The following is a 13793-nucleotide window of genomic DNA, read 5'->3' on the forward strand; positions in this document are numbered from 1 at the left end:
GAGGAAATTTTATGTTACAAAAGGAAAAGAAGGCTAAGGCGTTCCATTCCGGCAAAAGTAAAAGCCTTAGCAAAAAGATTATTTCAAAAATGGCATTGATCGTTGTAGCAGTCTTTTTGCTGACCGTTCTGACATCCGCCATGCTTGCTGCAAATTCTTTGATTCATGTGAACAGAGAAAAGCTGTCGGCGGTTGCCTATGAAAATGCTTTTCTGGTGGTCAATGACATTGAAAATGCCTATGGAAAAGTAGTAGGCTTTGCCGGTTCCCTGCGGAACATTTCCACTCTGCCCCCAAATGAACAGAGGGGCGCTATTGATACTGCCTTAGTTGGGCTTCTGGAGGAGGGGGATGGCTTCCCAACAGGATTTGCTTATTTTGAGCAGAATGTGATTGCAGATGCTAATGGACAGCCATACAGCGTCCATGGGAAGGATATTGCCTATGAGTCTGTCGTCTATCCCAATGAGGACAAGACAGGGTATGTATTCGAGAAGCATGAGGATGCATTTGATAATTATGAAAAAGATTATTATATGCAGATTAAGGAGACGAAAGAGCCATATATTATGGACCCCTATGTATACGAGCTGATGGGAAAGAATATTATGATGATCAGCATCATTGCACCGCTGTGGAATGCCGAAGGGCAGTTCTTTGGCGTGTCCGGCGTTGATGTGGGATTGGATAATATGCAGGAGAATATGCTGGTGAGCACGGATTATGATTCCGCCCACCTGGTTGCCCTGGCAGAAGACGGGACGATACTGATAGATTCTGCAAATGCCGATAAAGTGGGCAAAACAGCCTCAGAAGCAGGGTACTCTCAGATGGCGGAGGATGCAAAGGAAGTTCAGGCTATGCCGGAAGGCGAGAACATGAACAGCAATTCTGTGATAAAAGAAACTACGAATTTCAGCAGCGGAAAGAAGGGAATCTCTGTTGCCATTCCGCTGACGGTAAATGATAAGACCCGTTGGACGCTGCATCTGACTGTGGACACAATCGAGTTCTATGGGCCGATTATCAAAGATGCGGGGAAGCTGACCCTTATGGTTACGCTTCTTGGCTTTATACTGTTGATTGCGGTAAACAGCATCATCAAGAGATCCTTAGGTCCCATCCGGCAGATTGCCAACGGAGCCGCCAGGCTGGAGGCGGGGGATCTGAACATACATATAGATATCCAGTCCGACGACGAGCTGGGACGACTTTCACAGGCGTTTAATCATATCAGCGCCACCATGAGCAATTATGTGGAGGATATCTCCGGACTGCTTTCACAGATGGCGGACAATAATATGGATATTACGATGAGACAGAAATATATCGGTGATTTTATCCCGATTCAGGTGTCTATCGAGAAGATTTCCCAGTCGCTTAACGACACGCTGCATCAGATTGTGCTTTCGGCAAATGAGGTGTCCTCAAGCTCAGATAATGTGTCCTCCGGCGCACAGGTGCTTTCAGAAGGCGCGGCCGAGCAGACATCAGCCATTGAACAGTTGGCTGCATCCATTGAGAGCCTGTCAAAAGATGTGGCGGCAAATGCCAACGATGCGCGTACTGCCAATATCACTGTTTCGGAGGTGGGCAGGAACATTGAAGAAAGCAACAAGGAGATGGAGCAGTTAATCCGTGCAATGTCGGAGATCAGCCGATCTTCCGTTGAGATTGAGAAGATTGTTAAGGCTATCGAGGATATTGCGGAACAGACCAATCTTCTTTCGCTGAATGCTTCAGTGGAGGCGTCCAGAGCAGGTGTGGCAGGAAAAGGTTTTGCTGTTGTGGCAAATGAGATTAGAGGACTTGCTACAAGGAGTGCAGAGGCTGTCAACCAGACGGCAGCTCTAATCGCAACCTCTCAGCAGGCAGTAAAAAACGGTATGGGTATTACGGATAATACGGCCAAGTCCCTTGCAGCAGTAGTGGAGGGTTCGGAGACGATCTTAAGCTTTATGGATAAGATCAGCAGCGCTTCCCAGAATCAGAAGAACGTGCTGGAAGAACTTACTAAGAATGTAGAGTTAATTGGTAAGGTGGTTCAGTCCAATTCTTCTTATGCCCAGAACAGCGCCTCCACCAGTGTAAAATTGTCACACCAGTCCAAGCGTCTGCATGAGCTGGTGAACCGGTTCCGTTTGAAACGGATGTAGGGTAATTGTTAAAATTATCTGATACAGAAGCCTTGGGAATTGATTAGAGATATTAAACGAAGAAAGTAAAATACAAGATATGGCAGAATCCAGTTGTAAGAAAATGCCATATCTTGTATTTTTTATGACCAAGCGTACGCCAAAATACATGCCATGGAATACCTATGTGACAGACTTGTTTCTAAAACCTATTTCTTCATATAAGAAGAAACCATCCGTACCATCCCTTCAATCTGGTCCTGTTCTTCCTTGGATTTTCCGTCCTTAAGGACTGAGAGTACCAGCGAGAATTCATCCGGCGTAAACTGTATCCCCTTCTTGTTGGCATTGGTAATCAGCGCCATCATAATCGGAGCAAGGGATTTCCCGCTTTTGCCCTGGGTTTGTGCGGCGGCGGTGCGGATTAACTCCATTTTAATCGGGTCCATATTCTGCATATCTGGGTGATTCATCCATTCATTCATTTTTTGTGTCTCCTTTCTGGCTGCCCGTATCGGGCGAATTGTTTTCATTTTCAAATTCCTGTTCAAACATCGTATTGTACATCTCAAACATCTCCTGCTGTTCGGGGCTTAACATGCCCTTCATCATGTCCATCGGGTTAAACGAACCAAACCCCTGGGATGACGAATCAGAAGCATCGTCTGACATTGACTGCATACCTCGTACCATTTCCATCATATTCATCATGCTTGACATTTGTTCCATCATTTCCTTTTCAGCCGGACCCATATATGGTTTTAATCCCTCCAGTATGTTGGCAGGAGAGGAGGAAAATCCCTGGAAATATTCCATGGTGTGGCGCAGCTCCAGAAATTTTATGTAGATTCCGAAGAAACGCTGCACAGAAGGAGGAGTGTATGGAAGCATGAGTTTTAACGTGTATAGAAAAGGCGGTGTCACCAGATTGTCGAATGGTGTCATTGGTTTCGGCGGATTTTGTTCCATAGGCACTCCTTATCATAACGTTGTAAATATATATGACGGCGGAATGGATTTTATGAGATATGGGAAAACTAAATCTTAAGCATTTCATATATTATTAGGGAAATATATGTTTAGGAAGGAAAAGGGATATGAATAGAAAGTTGATTATTGATGGAAACGCCGTTTACGAGATTGATGAAGCATGCATGTTGAAAAAACAGTTAGAGGAAGAAAAGAAGAAGGAGCAGGACAGGATGAAGAACCAGGAAACAGAAGGGTATCAGATGAAGGAGAGCAAATAATATGAAAAGAGGCGGAGTGTTTTACTCCGCCCCATTTTAAGCTTTACGGAATTAGCATCCGCAGTCAAAGCCGCCGCATCCGCCGCTGCCAAAGCCGCCGCAGCAGAAGAGCAGAAGGATGATCCACAGACAACTATCATTGCCGCATCCGCCGCCAAAGTTGCTGCCGCATCCGCCACAGCAGAAGAGCAGAAGGATGATCCACAGGCAGCTATTGTTGCCAAAGCCGCAGCCACACTCTCCACCTCTACCTACATTTGACTCACAGCCACATCCACAGTTTGTAGCACTTAAATCGCTCATATTGAAATCCTCCATTTATGATGTTTACAGTACATAATATGCGAGGGGTATAGATGTGTGAAAAAGAAAATCAAAATTTTACCAGACGTTTTATGGAGTGCTGGTAATGGTAGGTATTTTTCTGGAGTTTCAGCTTATCCAGTGCGGAAATGTTCTCCTTGGCGTACTCGTCATATAGGGTCAGCAGGTAGGAGACGGTATAATTCCTGTGCTGGAACCAAGTGAACAAAAGCCAGTTCATAATATCCGGATACCAGTACCTCTCTGGAATGGATGAATTCCGCAGGAGAACCACATGGGTAAGGGCTTCTGTGGATAACCGAGTCAGTTCTTCGGAATAGTTCTTATCCCGAAACAGTGGGGCGCTTTTCTGGATGATATCAAACAGTGCGTTGGATGCCTTCCAGTAGGCCACGAAGTCGGGAAGGGAGTCGTCGTCATCTTCCATATGATGAAGGTCAAAGGTCTGCATGACGGGACGCTTGCGGGTATGGGACCAGTCGTACTCAGAGCGTTTGTCTGGATTAGACAGAACGCGGTAGGCCTCTAAGATTTCCTGCATCTTCTCAGTGGTGTCGATACCGTTCTTAATGTTGACGTCCGGATGGAACCGCTTTGCCAGTTCGTTCTTGGCTGCGGTAATGTCTTCTAATGAAGCTTTTTCTGAGACGCCTAATATATCGTAATAATTTTTATCTTCCATTATATCCTCCTGTTGCTAATATATGGACATAAACATTATTATCTTACGACAATCTTACAAAGAAATCAATTATAAATTTTACGGTTTTTCACAGGATTAGCATGAAGCGAATATTCTGGTAAAAAAGGGTTTTTTTTCAATGAATAGAGTAAAACAGCAGATTCACTATCGTTGTGCCGATACAATGCAGGGAAATATTAAGGGGCAAAACGTAACGGCTGCTATCCTAGATACAGGAATGGCGGCCCATCCCGACCTGAACGGCAGAATTCTTGCGTTTTACGACTGTGTCAACAGGCGGCATGGAATGTACGACGACAGCGGGCATGGAACCCATGTGGGAGGGATTCTTGCGGGGGACGGCAGGCTGTCAAAGGGGGCGTATGGAGGGATAGCGCCAAAGGCAGAGCTTGTTATTGTTAAGGTCCTGGATTCCAAAGGGGAGGGAAGCGTCGAGCAGATTCTTAAGGGAATCCAGTGGATAGAGGATAATCACGAGCATTATAACATTCGGGTTGCCAATGTGTCTGTGGGTGCGAAAAAGGGGTTGGATGAAAAAAAGGAGAGGGATTTGATTGAGGCTGTGGAGGTATTGTGGGATCTGGGAATCACGGTTGTGGTATCTGCGGGGAATCAGGGGCCAGAGTCGGGCAGTATAGCAGTTCCTGGCAACAGCCGGAAAGTCATAACCGTGGGTGCGCTGGATGAGCCGGGGGTGAAGGACGGATGTTCAGGCGTCGGTCCTACGGATTATTGTATTGTCAAACCTGAGCTGGTAGCACCAGGGTATCATGTATCGTCTTGCAACAGCCGATATTTTAAGACAAAGATTCCTTATGTCAGGAAAAGCGGAACATCCATGGCGACTCCTGTGGTATCCGGCGCAGCGGCTCTTTTTCTGTCGAAATATCCACAGGCTAAGAATGTTGATGTGAAGCTTAAGCTTCGGGAAGCCTGTGAGTGTGAAGAAGAGGCGCGACAGGGATGGGGGTGCCTTCGGATTGACCGGTTGTTGGAATAAAAAGGGAGGTGTCAAGAAAAAATACTTGACACCTCCCTTTTTTTGTTGTATGATAGCACAGGTGATGAAAGTGGATAAGATTCTGGAACAGTCATTACTGTTTGATTTTTATGGTGAATTGCTGACAGAACACCAAAAGGAGATTTATGAGCGTTTTATTGCGGAGGATTTGTCGCTGGGCGAGATTGCCGAGGAAGCGGGCATCAGCCGACAGGGAGTTCATGATCTGATTAAAAGGTGTAATCAGACACTGAGAGGATATGAGGAGAAGCTGCACTTGCTCGAAAAATTTCTAGCAGTAAAAGATAAGGTGGAGAGAATCGAGCAGCTTTTAGATCAATATAATGAAGAAGGTGCAGAAGAACTGGTTCGCAATATCCGGAAGATATCCGGTGAGATTATAGAGGAGTTGTAGTATGGCATTTGACAGTCTGACAGAAAAGCTTCAGAATATATTTAAGAATCTGAGGAGTAAGGGACGTCTCACTGAGGATGACGTGAAAGAGGCTCTGAAGGAGATTAAGCGGGCGCTGCTTGCGGCGGACGTGAATTTTAAGGTGGTAAAGGATTTTGTCAAGAGTGTCCAGGAGAGGGCGGTAGGGCAGGACGTTATGAACGGGCTGAACCCTGGGCAGATGGTTATCAAGATTGTAAATGAAGAACTGGTTAAGCTGATGGGGTCACAGACTACGGAGATAAAGCTTCAGCCAGGAAGCGCCATTACAGTCATTATGATGGCCGGTCTTCAGGGCGCTGGTAAGACCACCACAACTGCCAAGCTGGCAGGCAAATTTAAATTAAAGGGCAAGAAGCCGCTTCTGGCTGCATGTGACGTGTACAGGCCGGCGGCGATCAAGCAGCTTCAGGTGAATGGTGAGAAACAGGGCGTGGAAGTGTTTTCCATGGGAGAGAACCATAAGCCGGCCAACATTGCCAAAGCTGCCCTTGAGCATGCCCAGAAGAACGGGAATAACATTGTGATTCTGGATACCGCAGGGCGTCTTCACATTGACGAAGATATGATGGAGGAGCTTCAGGAGATAAAGAATACGGTGACGGTTCACCAGACGATTCTGGTTATTGACGCCATGACAGGACAGGATGCTGTAAACGTGGCTAAGGAATTTCACGAGAAGGCGGGGATTGACGGGGTTATCGTCACGAAGCTGGACGGTGATACCAGAGGCGGTGCGGCGTTATCGGTCAAAGCCGTTACAGGAAAGCCGATTCTATATGTTGGTATGGGAGAGAAGCTGTCTGACTTAGAGCAGTTCTATCCAGACAGAATGGCGTCCCGTATCCTGGGAATGGGCGATGTGCTGACGTTGATTGAGAAGGCGGAGGCTGAGATTGACGAAGAAAAAGCGAAGCAGATGGCCCAGAAGATGAAGAAGAACCAGTTTGACTTCGAGGACTATCTGGAGAGCATGAGCCAGATGAAGAACATGGGCGGGATTGGCAGCATCATGAGTATGATGCCTGGTCTTGGCGGCATGGGAGGCATGGGCCGGATGAAGGGCATAGATGAAGAACAGACTGCCCAGGCGGAGAAAAGTATGGCGAGGATGGAAGCGATGATCTATTCTATGACGCCGGAGGAGAGAAGGAATCCTGACCTTTTGAATCCGTCGAGAAAGCACAGAATTGCCAGAGGCGCAGGTGTGGATATCAGTGAGGTCAATCGTATGGTGAAGCAGTTCGCTGAGATGAAAAAGCTCATGAAGATGGTGGGCAAAGGCGGCAGGAAAGGAAAGCTCCGTCTGCCGTTCTGACATAAGAGTCCTGTCAGTTGACAAAAAGTGCGAGGGCAGGGAGAGGATATAACCGCGCGCAGCGCGTTATATAGATACAAAAAGTATATTTTATGGAGGTAGAATACAATGGCAGTAAAGATCAGATTAAGAAGAATGGGACAGAAAAAGGCTCCTTTTTATAGAATTATTGTAGCTGATTCAAGATCCCCAAGAGACGGCAAGTTTATTGATGAGATTGGTACTTATGATCCGAATTGTGATCCGAGTGCGATTCATGTTGACGAGGAAGCAGCAAAGAAATGGCTGAATAATGGCGCACAGCCAACAGAAGTTGTAAGCAAGATCTTCAAGATTGCAGGAATTGAAAAATAAATCATAACTGTTAAATCTTATTATTGAGGAGCTTGATTATGAAAGAGTTGGTTGAAGTCATTACGAAAGCTTTGGTTGATGATCCTGACAGCGTTGTTGTGACCGAGAGGGAAGAAAAAAAGACAATCGTTCTGGAGGTACACGTGGCTGATTCCGATATGGGAAAGGTTATCGGAAAGCAAGGACGCATTGCCAAGGCAATCCGCTCGGTTGTGAAGGCTGCGGCCGCAAAAGAGGATAAGAAAGTTATCGTTGATATTATGGATTAAGGTAATGTATGCCTATTTTAAATGGGGACAGACGCAAGATATTGTGCTCTGTCCTTATTTGTCCGACAAAAAGTATGTTGGGAGATTAATATATGGAAGAATTATTGCAGGTTGGGGTGATTACCCAGACACATGGAATCCGCGGAGAGGTGAAGGTGTTTCCCACAACGGATGACGCCTCCAGGTTTCGTGACTTAAAGCATGTACTTCTGGATACAGGAAAAGATACACTGTCTTTGGAGATTGAAAATGTTAAGTTTTTTAAACAATTTGTGATATTGAAATTCAAAGGCTATGATAATATAAATGATGTAGAAAGATACAAACGCTGTCCGCTGCTGGTAGAGCGGAGTGACGCGGTGCCCCTTGACGAAGATGAATATTTTATCACAGATATGATAGGGATGCAGGTGGTGACTGACCAGGGAGAGGATTTTGGCGTCCTGAAGGATGTGCTGACCACAGGCGCCAATGATGTGTATATGATTGATCATCCGTCGGCGGGGGAGGTTCTTGTACCGGCCATCAAGGAATGTATTTTAGAGGTGGATATCCCAGGCAGGAGAATGAAGCTTCACGTCATGGACGGGCTGCTCTGACAGTGGGGGCTTATTGGAAAATTAGGTAGGAGTAGGAAGATGCATTTTTATATTATGACTTTATTTCCGGAAATGGTGATGCAGGGATTGAACACCAGTATTATCGGGAGAGCTATGGAAAAAGGGCTTCTTTCCATTGACGCAGTCAATATCAGGGACTATGCCTTTAACAAGCACAACAGTGTGGACGATTATCCCTATGGCGGCGGCGCTGGGATGCTTATGCAGGCAGAGCCGGTTTACCAGGCGTACAAGGCGGTAGAGGGGATGATTGCAGGCGCGGCGCCAAATGAGCCTTGGCTAAAGGAAGCCAAAGAAGATGCTTTCTGTCAGGCAGAGAGCCTAAAGGAAGCAGGAAAGCCGCGGGTTATCTACCTCTCTCCCCAGGGAAGGACGTTTAATCAGAAGATGGCAGAGGAACTGGCACAAGAACAAGAGCTAGTGTTCCTATGCGGTCATTACGAGGGAATCGATGAGCGGGTGGTGGAGGAGATTGTAACGGATTATGTATCCATCGGTGATTACATCCTTACAGGCGGGGAATTGCCTGCCATGATTATGGTTGACGCCATTTCCCGTCTGGTGACGGGAGTTCTTCACAATGATGTGTCGGCGGAGTTTGAGAGCTTTCAGGACAATCTCCTTGAGTATCCTCAGTATTCCAGGCCGGAAATCTGGCATGACAAGCGTGTTCCAGAGATTCTGCTTTCCGGACATCATGCCAATATTGAAAAGTGGCGCAGAGAGCAGTCGATTTTAAGGACGGCGAAGCTGCGTCCAGACCTGCTTAAAAAAGCCCAGTTGACGGAAAATGAGAGAAAACTCTTGTCAAGAGACGATAAATGTGATAAAATGTAAAACGTTGTGAAGAAAAGAGATGGTCCTCTGGTACGAATGTATTAAGAACATCCAGAATATAAGGAGGTCACACAATGAACGATATTATTAAAAAAATTGAAGCAGAGCAGTTGAAAGAGAATGCGCCTGAGTTCCATGTGGGAGATACCGTTAAGGTATACGGCAAGATTAAAGAGGGTAACCGTGAGAGAATCCAGGTGTTTGAGGGAACAGTCCTTAAGAAGCAGGGCGGCGGTTCAAGAGCTACATTTACCGTAAGAAAGAATTCTAACGGTGTCGGCGTTGAGAAGACATGGCCCCTTCACTCACCGAACGTTGAGAAGGTTGAGGTTGTCAGAAGAGGTAAGGTAAGAAGGGCAAAACTGTTCTACTTAAGAGACCGTGTCGGCAAGAAGGCGAAGGTAAAAGAGTTAGTAAAATAAGAGACGGGTTAAAAAGGACAAGTACATAGCGTATATTGTCCTTTTTCTGTTATAAGGGGAGTACATGGGACGCAGACGGAAGAAACGTTTATTTAAGAGAATCAGAAGAAAGAAATTCAGGCTCCGTATTGACCTTCAGAAATTGTTTGAGATTGGGAAGTGGGGCTTCAAGATTGGCGTAGTGTGTCTTCTGGCGTTTGTAAGTGTCTGGTATTTCGGACAGCAGGTCAGTACCGTGGGTGATTCCATGAAGCCGGTCCTTGGCAATGGGGACGTGGTTTTGGTGAATCGGATTATTTATAATGCCACCACACCGAAGCGGGGAGATATCATTATATTTAAGCCCAAGGGGAATGAGAATGTCCATTATTATACGAAGAGAATCATTGGTCTTCCAGGGGAGACGGTGGAGATTATGGAGAACCGGATTTATATTGACGGTGAGAAGTTGGAAGAAAGGTACGAGACGACGGATATTGACGACGTGGGGATTGTAAAGGAGAAGGTGAAGCTTGCGGGGGATGAGTATTTTGTCCTTGGGGACAATCGGGCAAGCAGCGAGGACAGCCGGAATGCGGATGTGGGAAACGTAAAACGGGAGTATATTTACGGAAAGGCCTGGTTCGTGATTTCCTTTGGCGAGCATTTTGGCTGGATTAAACATAAGGAGTAGAAAGTATGCATTTTCAATGGTATCCGGGTCATATGACCAAGGCGAAGCGTATGATGCAGGAGAATATGAAGCTGGTTGACCTTGTAATCGAGCTTGTGGACGCGAGGATTCCGTTAAGCAGTCGGAATCCGGACATCGATTGGCTTGGAAGGAATAAGGCAAGGTTGATTCTGCTTAACAAGGCCGATCTTGCACAGGAGAGGTGGAATGACGCCTGGGAGGAATATTTTAAGGAAAAGGGTTATCTGGTGGCAAAGGTGAATTCCAGGAAGAACAGCGGCATGAAGCCTGTCAACGAGGTAATCAGGGAGGCATGCAAGGAGAAGCTTGAAAGGGACAGAAAGAGAGGAATCCTGAACCGGCCTGTGCGGGCCATGGTGGTGGGAATCCCCAATGTGGGGAAGTCTACTTTTATTAATTCTCTGGCAGGCAAGGCCTGTGCCAAAACGGGAAATAAGCCGGGGGTTACGAAGGGGAAGCAGTGGATTCGCCTGAATAAACAGGTAGAGCTTCTGGACACTCCGGGAATTCTGTGGCCTAAGTTCGAGGATCAGAGAGTTGGGCTTATGATGGCTTTGATTGGGTCTATGAAGGATGAGCTTCTGAATACGGAGGAGTTGGCAGCAGAGTTAATCTCTGTGCTGGAGGCTGATTATGCGGGGGTTCTAAAGGAGAAGTACGGGATAGAGGCAGATACAGAATCAGATGTGTTTGTTAAGCCCTTCCAGATACTTGAGCAGATTGCGCGCAGCAGGCATTGTATTCTGAGAGGAAATGAGCTGGATACGGAAAAAGCAGCGCTTCTTTTGCTGGACGATTTTCGTAACGGAAGACTTGGAAGGCTAACGCTGGAATATCCGCAGGAATAAGCTGGTGATCTGTGGCAGACGTAAAGAAGGAGATAGTAAGCTATGGCAAGGCAAGAAGAAAAGAGCATACTCCGAGAACTGGGAGGCTGGCTCTTATACATACTGATTATTATTGTGCTGACATATTTAATTATCACGTTCGTGGGACAGAGAACGAGGGTCAGCGGTTCGTCGATGGAGACGACCTTAAGTGACGGCGATAATCTGATTGTGGATAAGCTGTCCTATCGTTTTCAGGAGCCAAAGCGTTATGATGTCATCGTATTCCCTTATCAGCATGAGGAGAATACATTTTACATTAAGCGGATTGTGGGCCTTCCAGGGGAGACAATCCAGGTGGTGGACGGTTATACCTATGTAAACGGCGAGCTTCTGTCCAGTGACGTCTATGGTGCGGAGGTGATGAATTCTCCTGGGATGGCAGCCGAGCCCATTGAACTGGCACAGGATGAATATTTCGTGCTTGGGGATAACAGAAATCACAGCTCTGACAGCCGAGACCCAAGCGTCGGAGTGTTGAAACGGGAGAATTTAATCGGGAAAGCCTGGGTGCGGATTTATCCCTTTGACAGACTTGGAGTGATCAGGCATGAATAAGCGGGAAGAGGAAAAGCGAAGGAAGCAGGAGGAAAAACTTGCGAAGGAGAGGGCAAGGCTTGAGGCAATGCGCTCCTATGAGCGGGAGTATGACGGGAAATATATCTGTGGGATTGATGAAGTGGGCAGGGGGCCGCTTGCAGGACCGGTTGTGGCGGGGGCGGTAATCCTGCCCAGAGACTGTGAGATTCTCTGGGTGAATGATTCAAAGAAGCTTTCAGAGAAGAAACGGGAGGCCTTGTACGACGAGATTATGGCAAAGGCAGTGGCCACGGGGATTGGCATGGCAAGTCCGGCGAGGATTGATGAGATTAATATTCTAAACGCTACCTATGAGGCAATGCGCATGGCTATTGAACAGCTTAAGGTTCGGCCGGAGGTGCTTTTGAATGATGCCGTCACAATCCCGAAGGTAGATATTTTTCAGGTTCCCATTATCAAGGGGGATGAAAAGAGCGTGTCTATTGCGGCGGCCAGTATCATTGCCAAGGTCACAAGAGACCGGTTGATGGCGGAATATGACGGAGTAATTCCTGGATATGATTTTGCAAGTAATAAAGGTTATGGAACGAAAAGACATATTGAAGGGCTTAGAGAGCTTGGACCGTCGCCAATACATAGGATGACGTTTATTGGGAAATATGTTGTTTAAGGGCAGCAAGGTAGTTTATGGCGGGAAATAAGAGAAAAATTGGCGAAGCATATGAGCGCAGGGCAGGAGAATATCTGGAGGAAAAAGGTTATGAGATTCTGGAATATAATTTCCGGTGCAGAAGGGGCGAGGTTGATCTGATTGCCAGAGACGGGGAGTACCTTGTCTTTTGTGAGGTGAAATACAGGTCAAGCCATAAGAGAGGCCATCCGGCGGAGGCGGTGGATTTAAAGAAGCAAAGGGTAATCTCCAGGTGCGCCCTCTATTATATGAAAAGCCGCGGACTGTGGGAGGCGGCGTGCCGTTTTGACGTGGTGAGCTTTGAAGGGGATACTGTGACACTATATTCCAATGCATTTGACTATATAGAGGGATAAGCGGCGCCTGAGTATGGAGGATAGAAATATGAGTCTGGGGTTAAAATATAAGAATGAAGAGCATATATTTGACGAGAGAGAGGTAGATGGAGTCCCTTACCTTTCTTTTCCGCTCATTGAGAAGACTGGCATAGTGAAGCATGGATTTTCCACCAGGCTTGGCGGGGTCAGTAAGGGGCACTGTGGGACTATGAATATCAGCACTACCAGAGGGGATGAGCCGAAGGCTATTGAGGAAAACCGGCGCAGGATTGCCAAAGCTATTGGGGTAGACCCTCTGGACTTTACCTATACGCATCAGACCCATACCACCAATGTGGCTGTGGTGGAAGAAAAGGACAGGGGCGGCAAGTTTCCAGACACGGATGGAATGGTGACAAATGTACCAGGAATCTGTCTGGTGACCTTTTATGCGGACTGCGTGCCTCTGTTTTTCGTGGACCCAGTGCATCGGGCCATTGGGCTTAGCCATTCGGGATGGCGGGGAACCGTTGGAAGGATGGGGAAGGTTACGCTTGAAATGATGCACAAGCAGTACAAGACAAACCCTTCTCAGGTGTTTGCGGCGATTGGGCCGTCCATTTGTCAGGACTGTTATGAGGTTAGTGGGGATGTGATTGAAAGATTTAAAGAGACATTTGATGAAGCGCTGTGGAGTGAACTGTTTTATGAAAAAGCAGGTGGGAAGTATCAGTTAGATTTGTGGAGGGCAAACCTGGCTGTGCTGACAGAGGCGGGAATTCCCAAAGAACAGATTGCGGTCACCAATGTGTGTACACATTGTAATCCAGAGATTTTGTTCTCCCATCGGAGTCTGGGGACGGCCAGGGGGAATTTGAGCGCGTTTCTTGCACTTAAGTAGAGAGTAAAGAAAGGAAGGATGACTATGGTAATACCGGTACCGCCAAGCGGGGGCCAGGGAACAACGACTGCCGGTGA

Annotated in this window: 20 protein-coding genes; 16 read left to right on the forward strand and 4 right to left on the reverse strand. The window is 46.8% G+C overall.

Annotated features, from left to right (window positions below; translation table 11 throughout):
* Window positions 1-11 precede the first annotated feature (11 nt).
* Entirely contained in the window at window positions 12-2156 is a 2145-nt protein-coding gene (locus tag GN277_RS08840) for a methyl-accepting chemotaxis protein (RefSeq protein WP_159750737.1), read from the forward strand.
* Between the two features lie 188 nt (window positions 2157-2344).
* Here the strand turns inward: GN277_RS08840 and GN277_RS08845 are convergent, their stop codons facing one another.
* Window positions 2345-2620 (reverse strand): hypothetical protein, encoded by a 276-nt coding sequence (locus tag GN277_RS08845; protein WP_159750738.1) that lies wholly within the window; start codon window positions 2618-2620, stop codon window positions 2345-2347.
* On the reverse strand, window positions 2613-3104 hold the full coding sequence (locus GN277_RS08850) for a hypothetical protein (protein WP_159750739.1): 492 nt from the start codon (window positions 3102-3104) through the stop codon (window positions 2613-2615). Before GN277_RS08850 ends, GN277_RS08845 begins: the two co-directional genes overlap by 8 nt.
* 128 nt (window positions 3105-3232) lie before the next feature.
* Between GN277_RS08850 and GN277_RS29375 the strand changes: the two genes are divergently transcribed.
* Window positions 3233-3385 carry a hypothetical protein gene (locus tag GN277_RS29375; RefSeq protein WP_204162719.1) on the forward strand — a complete coding sequence of 51 codons (153 nt, stop codon included), beginning with the start codon at window positions 3233-3235 and terminating at the stop codon, window positions 3383-3385.
* Between the two features lie 51 nt (window positions 3386-3436).
* On the opposite strand, the gene GN277_RS08855 is transcribed toward GN277_RS29375, so the two are convergent.
* Window positions 3437-3688, reverse strand: a complete 252-nt coding sequence (locus tag GN277_RS08855) for a chorion class high-cysteine HCB protein 13 (protein ID WP_159750740.1) — start codon at window positions 3686-3688, stop codon at window positions 3437-3439.
* A gap of 70 nt (window positions 3689-3758) precedes the next feature.
* Window positions 3759-4391 carry a J domain-containing protein gene (locus GN277_RS08860; protein ID WP_159750741.1) on the reverse strand — a complete coding sequence of 211 codons (633 nt, stop codon included), beginning with the start codon at window positions 4389-4391 and terminating at the stop codon, window positions 3759-3761.
* 139 nt (window positions 4392-4530) lie between these two features.
* Here GN277_RS08860 and GN277_RS08865 point away from each other — a divergent pair, with 139 nt between their 5' ends.
* The 14 genes from GN277_RS08865 to pgeF all read left to right on the forward strand — a co-directional run bounded on the left by GN277_RS08865 (window position 4531) and on the right by pgeF (window position 13716).
* Complete coding sequence (locus tag GN277_RS08865; RefSeq protein ID WP_159750742.1) at window positions 4531-5412, forward strand: S8 family peptidase; 882 nt, start codon at window positions 4531-4533, stop codon at window positions 5410-5412.
* A 49-nt stretch (window positions 5413-5461) separates the two neighbouring features.
* On the forward strand, window positions 5462-5827 hold the full coding sequence (gene ylxM, locus GN277_RS08870; protein ID WP_159750743.1) for a YlxM family DNA-binding protein: 366 nt from the start codon (window positions 5462-5464) through the stop codon (window positions 5825-5827).
* A 1-nt stretch (window position 5828) separates the two neighbouring features.
* Complete coding sequence (gene ffh / locus GN277_RS08875; protein ID WP_159750744.1) at window positions 5829-7184, forward strand: signal recognition particle protein; 1356 nt, start codon at window positions 5829-5831, stop codon at window positions 7182-7184.
* A 108-nt stretch (window positions 7185-7292) separates the two neighbouring features.
* Window positions 7293-7538: a 30S ribosomal protein S16 gene (gene rpsP / locus GN277_RS08880; RefSeq protein ID WP_159750745.1), complete on the forward strand. Its 246-nt coding sequence runs from the start codon at window positions 7293-7295 to the stop codon at window positions 7536-7538.
* A 38-nt stretch (window positions 7539-7576) separates the two neighbouring features.
* The gene (locus tag GN277_RS08885; RefSeq protein WP_159750746.1) at window positions 7577-7807 is read left to right on the forward strand and encodes a KH domain-containing protein; all 231 of its coding nucleotides are present in this window, start codon (window positions 7577-7579) and stop codon (window positions 7805-7807) included.
* Window positions 7808-7899: 92 nt separating this feature from the next.
* On the forward strand, window positions 7900-8406 hold the full coding sequence (rimM, locus tag GN277_RS08890; RefSeq protein WP_159750747.1) for a ribosome maturation factor RimM: 507 nt from the start codon (window positions 7900-7902) through the stop codon (window positions 8404-8406).
* A 39-nt stretch (window positions 8407-8445) separates the two neighbouring features.
* The gene (gene trmD, locus GN277_RS08895) at window positions 8446-9264 is read left to right on the forward strand and encodes a tRNA (guanosine(37)-N1)-methyltransferase TrmD (protein ID WP_159750748.1); all 819 of its coding nucleotides are present in this window, start codon (window positions 8446-8448) and stop codon (window positions 9262-9264) included.
* 74 nt (window positions 9265-9338) lie between these two features.
* Complete coding sequence (gene rplS / locus GN277_RS08900; RefSeq protein WP_159750749.1) at window positions 9339-9686, forward strand: 50S ribosomal protein L19; 348 nt, start codon at window positions 9339-9341, stop codon at window positions 9684-9686.
* Between the two features lie 64 nt (window positions 9687-9750).
* Window positions 9751-10359, forward strand: a complete 609-nt coding sequence (gene lepB / locus GN277_RS08905) for a signal peptidase I (protein ID WP_159750750.1) — start codon at window positions 9751-9753, stop codon at window positions 10357-10359.
* A 5-nt stretch (window positions 10360-10364) separates the two neighbouring features.
* Window positions 10365-11228, forward strand: a complete 864-nt coding sequence (gene ylqF, locus GN277_RS08910; RefSeq protein ID WP_159750751.1) for a ribosome biogenesis GTPase YlqF — start codon at window positions 10365-10367, stop codon at window positions 11226-11228.
* A 42-nt stretch (window positions 11229-11270) separates the two neighbouring features.
* Entirely contained in the window at window positions 11271-11825 is a 555-nt protein-coding gene (gene lepB / locus GN277_RS08915) for a signal peptidase I (protein ID WP_159750752.1), read from the forward strand.
* Window positions 11818-12477 carry a ribonuclease HII gene (locus GN277_RS08920; protein ID WP_159750753.1) on the forward strand — a complete coding sequence of 220 codons (660 nt, stop codon included), beginning with the start codon at window positions 11818-11820 and terminating at the stop codon, window positions 12475-12477. Before lepB (GN277_RS08915) ends, GN277_RS08920 begins: the two co-directional genes overlap by 8 nt.
* 17 nt (window positions 12478-12494) lie before the next feature.
* Window positions 12495-12854, forward strand: coding sequence for a YraN family protein (locus tag GN277_RS08925; protein WP_159750754.1), 360 nt, complete (start codon window positions 12495-12497; stop codon window positions 12852-12854).
* A gap of 28 nt (window positions 12855-12882) precedes the next feature.
* Complete coding sequence (gene pgeF, locus GN277_RS08930) at window positions 12883-13716, forward strand: peptidoglycan editing factor PgeF (RefSeq protein WP_159750755.1); 834 nt, start codon at window positions 12883-12885, stop codon at window positions 13714-13716.
* The last annotated feature ends 77 nt before the right edge of the window (window positions 13717-13793 follow it).

It is taken from the genome of Sporofaciens musculi (genome assembly GCF_009830285.1).
Classification (GTDB): Bacteria; Bacillota; Clostridia; order Lachnospirales; family Lachnospiraceae; genus Sporofaciens; species Sporofaciens musculi.

Bases quoted from the DNA above. Each gene is read 5' to 3' on its own strand.
- GN277_RS08840 (WP_159750737.1), top strand. From the start codon at position 12: ATGTTACAAAAGGAAAAGAAGGCTAAGGCGTTCCATTCCGGCAAAAGT.
- GN277_RS08845 (WP_159750738.1), bottom strand. From the start codon at position 2,620: ATGAATGAATGGATGAATCACCCAGATATGCAGAATATGGACCCGATT.
- GN277_RS08850 (WP_159750739.1), bottom strand. From the start codon at position 3,104: ATGGAACAAAATCCGCCGAAACCAATGACACCATTCGACAATCTGGTG.
- GN277_RS29375 (WP_204162719.1), top strand. From the start codon at position 3,233: ATGAATAGAAAGTTGATTATTGATGGAAACGCCGTTTACGAGATTGAT.
- GN277_RS08855 (WP_159750740.1), bottom strand. From the start codon at position 3,688: ATGAGCGATTTAAGTGCTACAAACTGTGGATGTGGCTGTGAGTCAAAT.
- GN277_RS08860 (WP_159750741.1), bottom strand. From the start codon at position 4,391: ATGGAAGATAAAAATTATTACGATATATTAGGCGTCTCAGAAAAAGCT.
- GN277_RS08865 (WP_159750742.1), top strand. From the start codon at position 4,531: ATGAATAGAGTAAAACAGCAGATTCACTATCGTTGTGCCGATACAATG.
- ylxM (WP_159750743.1), top strand. From the start codon at position 5,462: ATGATAGCACAGGTGATGAAAGTGGATAAGATTCTGGAACAGTCATTA.
- ffh (WP_159750744.1), top strand. From the start codon at position 5,829: ATGGCATTTGACAGTCTGACAGAAAAGCTTCAGAATATATTTAAGAAT.
- rpsP (WP_159750745.1), top strand. From the start codon at position 7,293: ATGGCAGTAAAGATCAGATTAAGAAGAATGGGACAGAAAAAGGCTCCT.
- GN277_RS08885 (WP_159750746.1), top strand. From the start codon at position 7,577: ATGAAAGAGTTGGTTGAAGTCATTACGAAAGCTTTGGTTGATGATCCT.
- rimM (WP_159750747.1), top strand. From the start codon at position 7,900: ATGGAAGAATTATTGCAGGTTGGGGTGATTACCCAGACACATGGAATC.
- trmD (WP_159750748.1), top strand. From the start codon at position 8,446: ATGCATTTTTATATTATGACTTTATTTCCGGAAATGGTGATGCAGGGA.
- rplS (WP_159750749.1), top strand. From the start codon at position 9,339: ATGAACGATATTATTAAAAAAATTGAAGCAGAGCAGTTGAAAGAGAAT.
- lepB (WP_159750750.1), top strand. From the start codon at position 9,751: ATGGGACGCAGACGGAAGAAACGTTTATTTAAGAGAATCAGAAGAAAG.
- ylqF (WP_159750751.1), top strand. From the start codon at position 10,365: ATGCATTTTCAATGGTATCCGGGTCATATGACCAAGGCGAAGCGTATG.
- lepB (WP_159750752.1), top strand. From the start codon at position 11,271: ATGGCAAGGCAAGAAGAAAAGAGCATACTCCGAGAACTGGGAGGCTGG.
- GN277_RS08920 (WP_159750753.1), top strand. From the start codon at position 11,818: ATGAATAAGCGGGAAGAGGAAAAGCGAAGGAAGCAGGAGGAAAAACTT.
- GN277_RS08925 (WP_159750754.1), top strand. From the start codon at position 12,495: ATGGCGGGAAATAAGAGAAAAATTGGCGAAGCATATGAGCGCAGGGCA.
- pgeF (WP_159750755.1), top strand. From the start codon at position 12,883: ATGAGTCTGGGGTTAAAATATAAGAATGAAGAGCATATATTTGACGAG.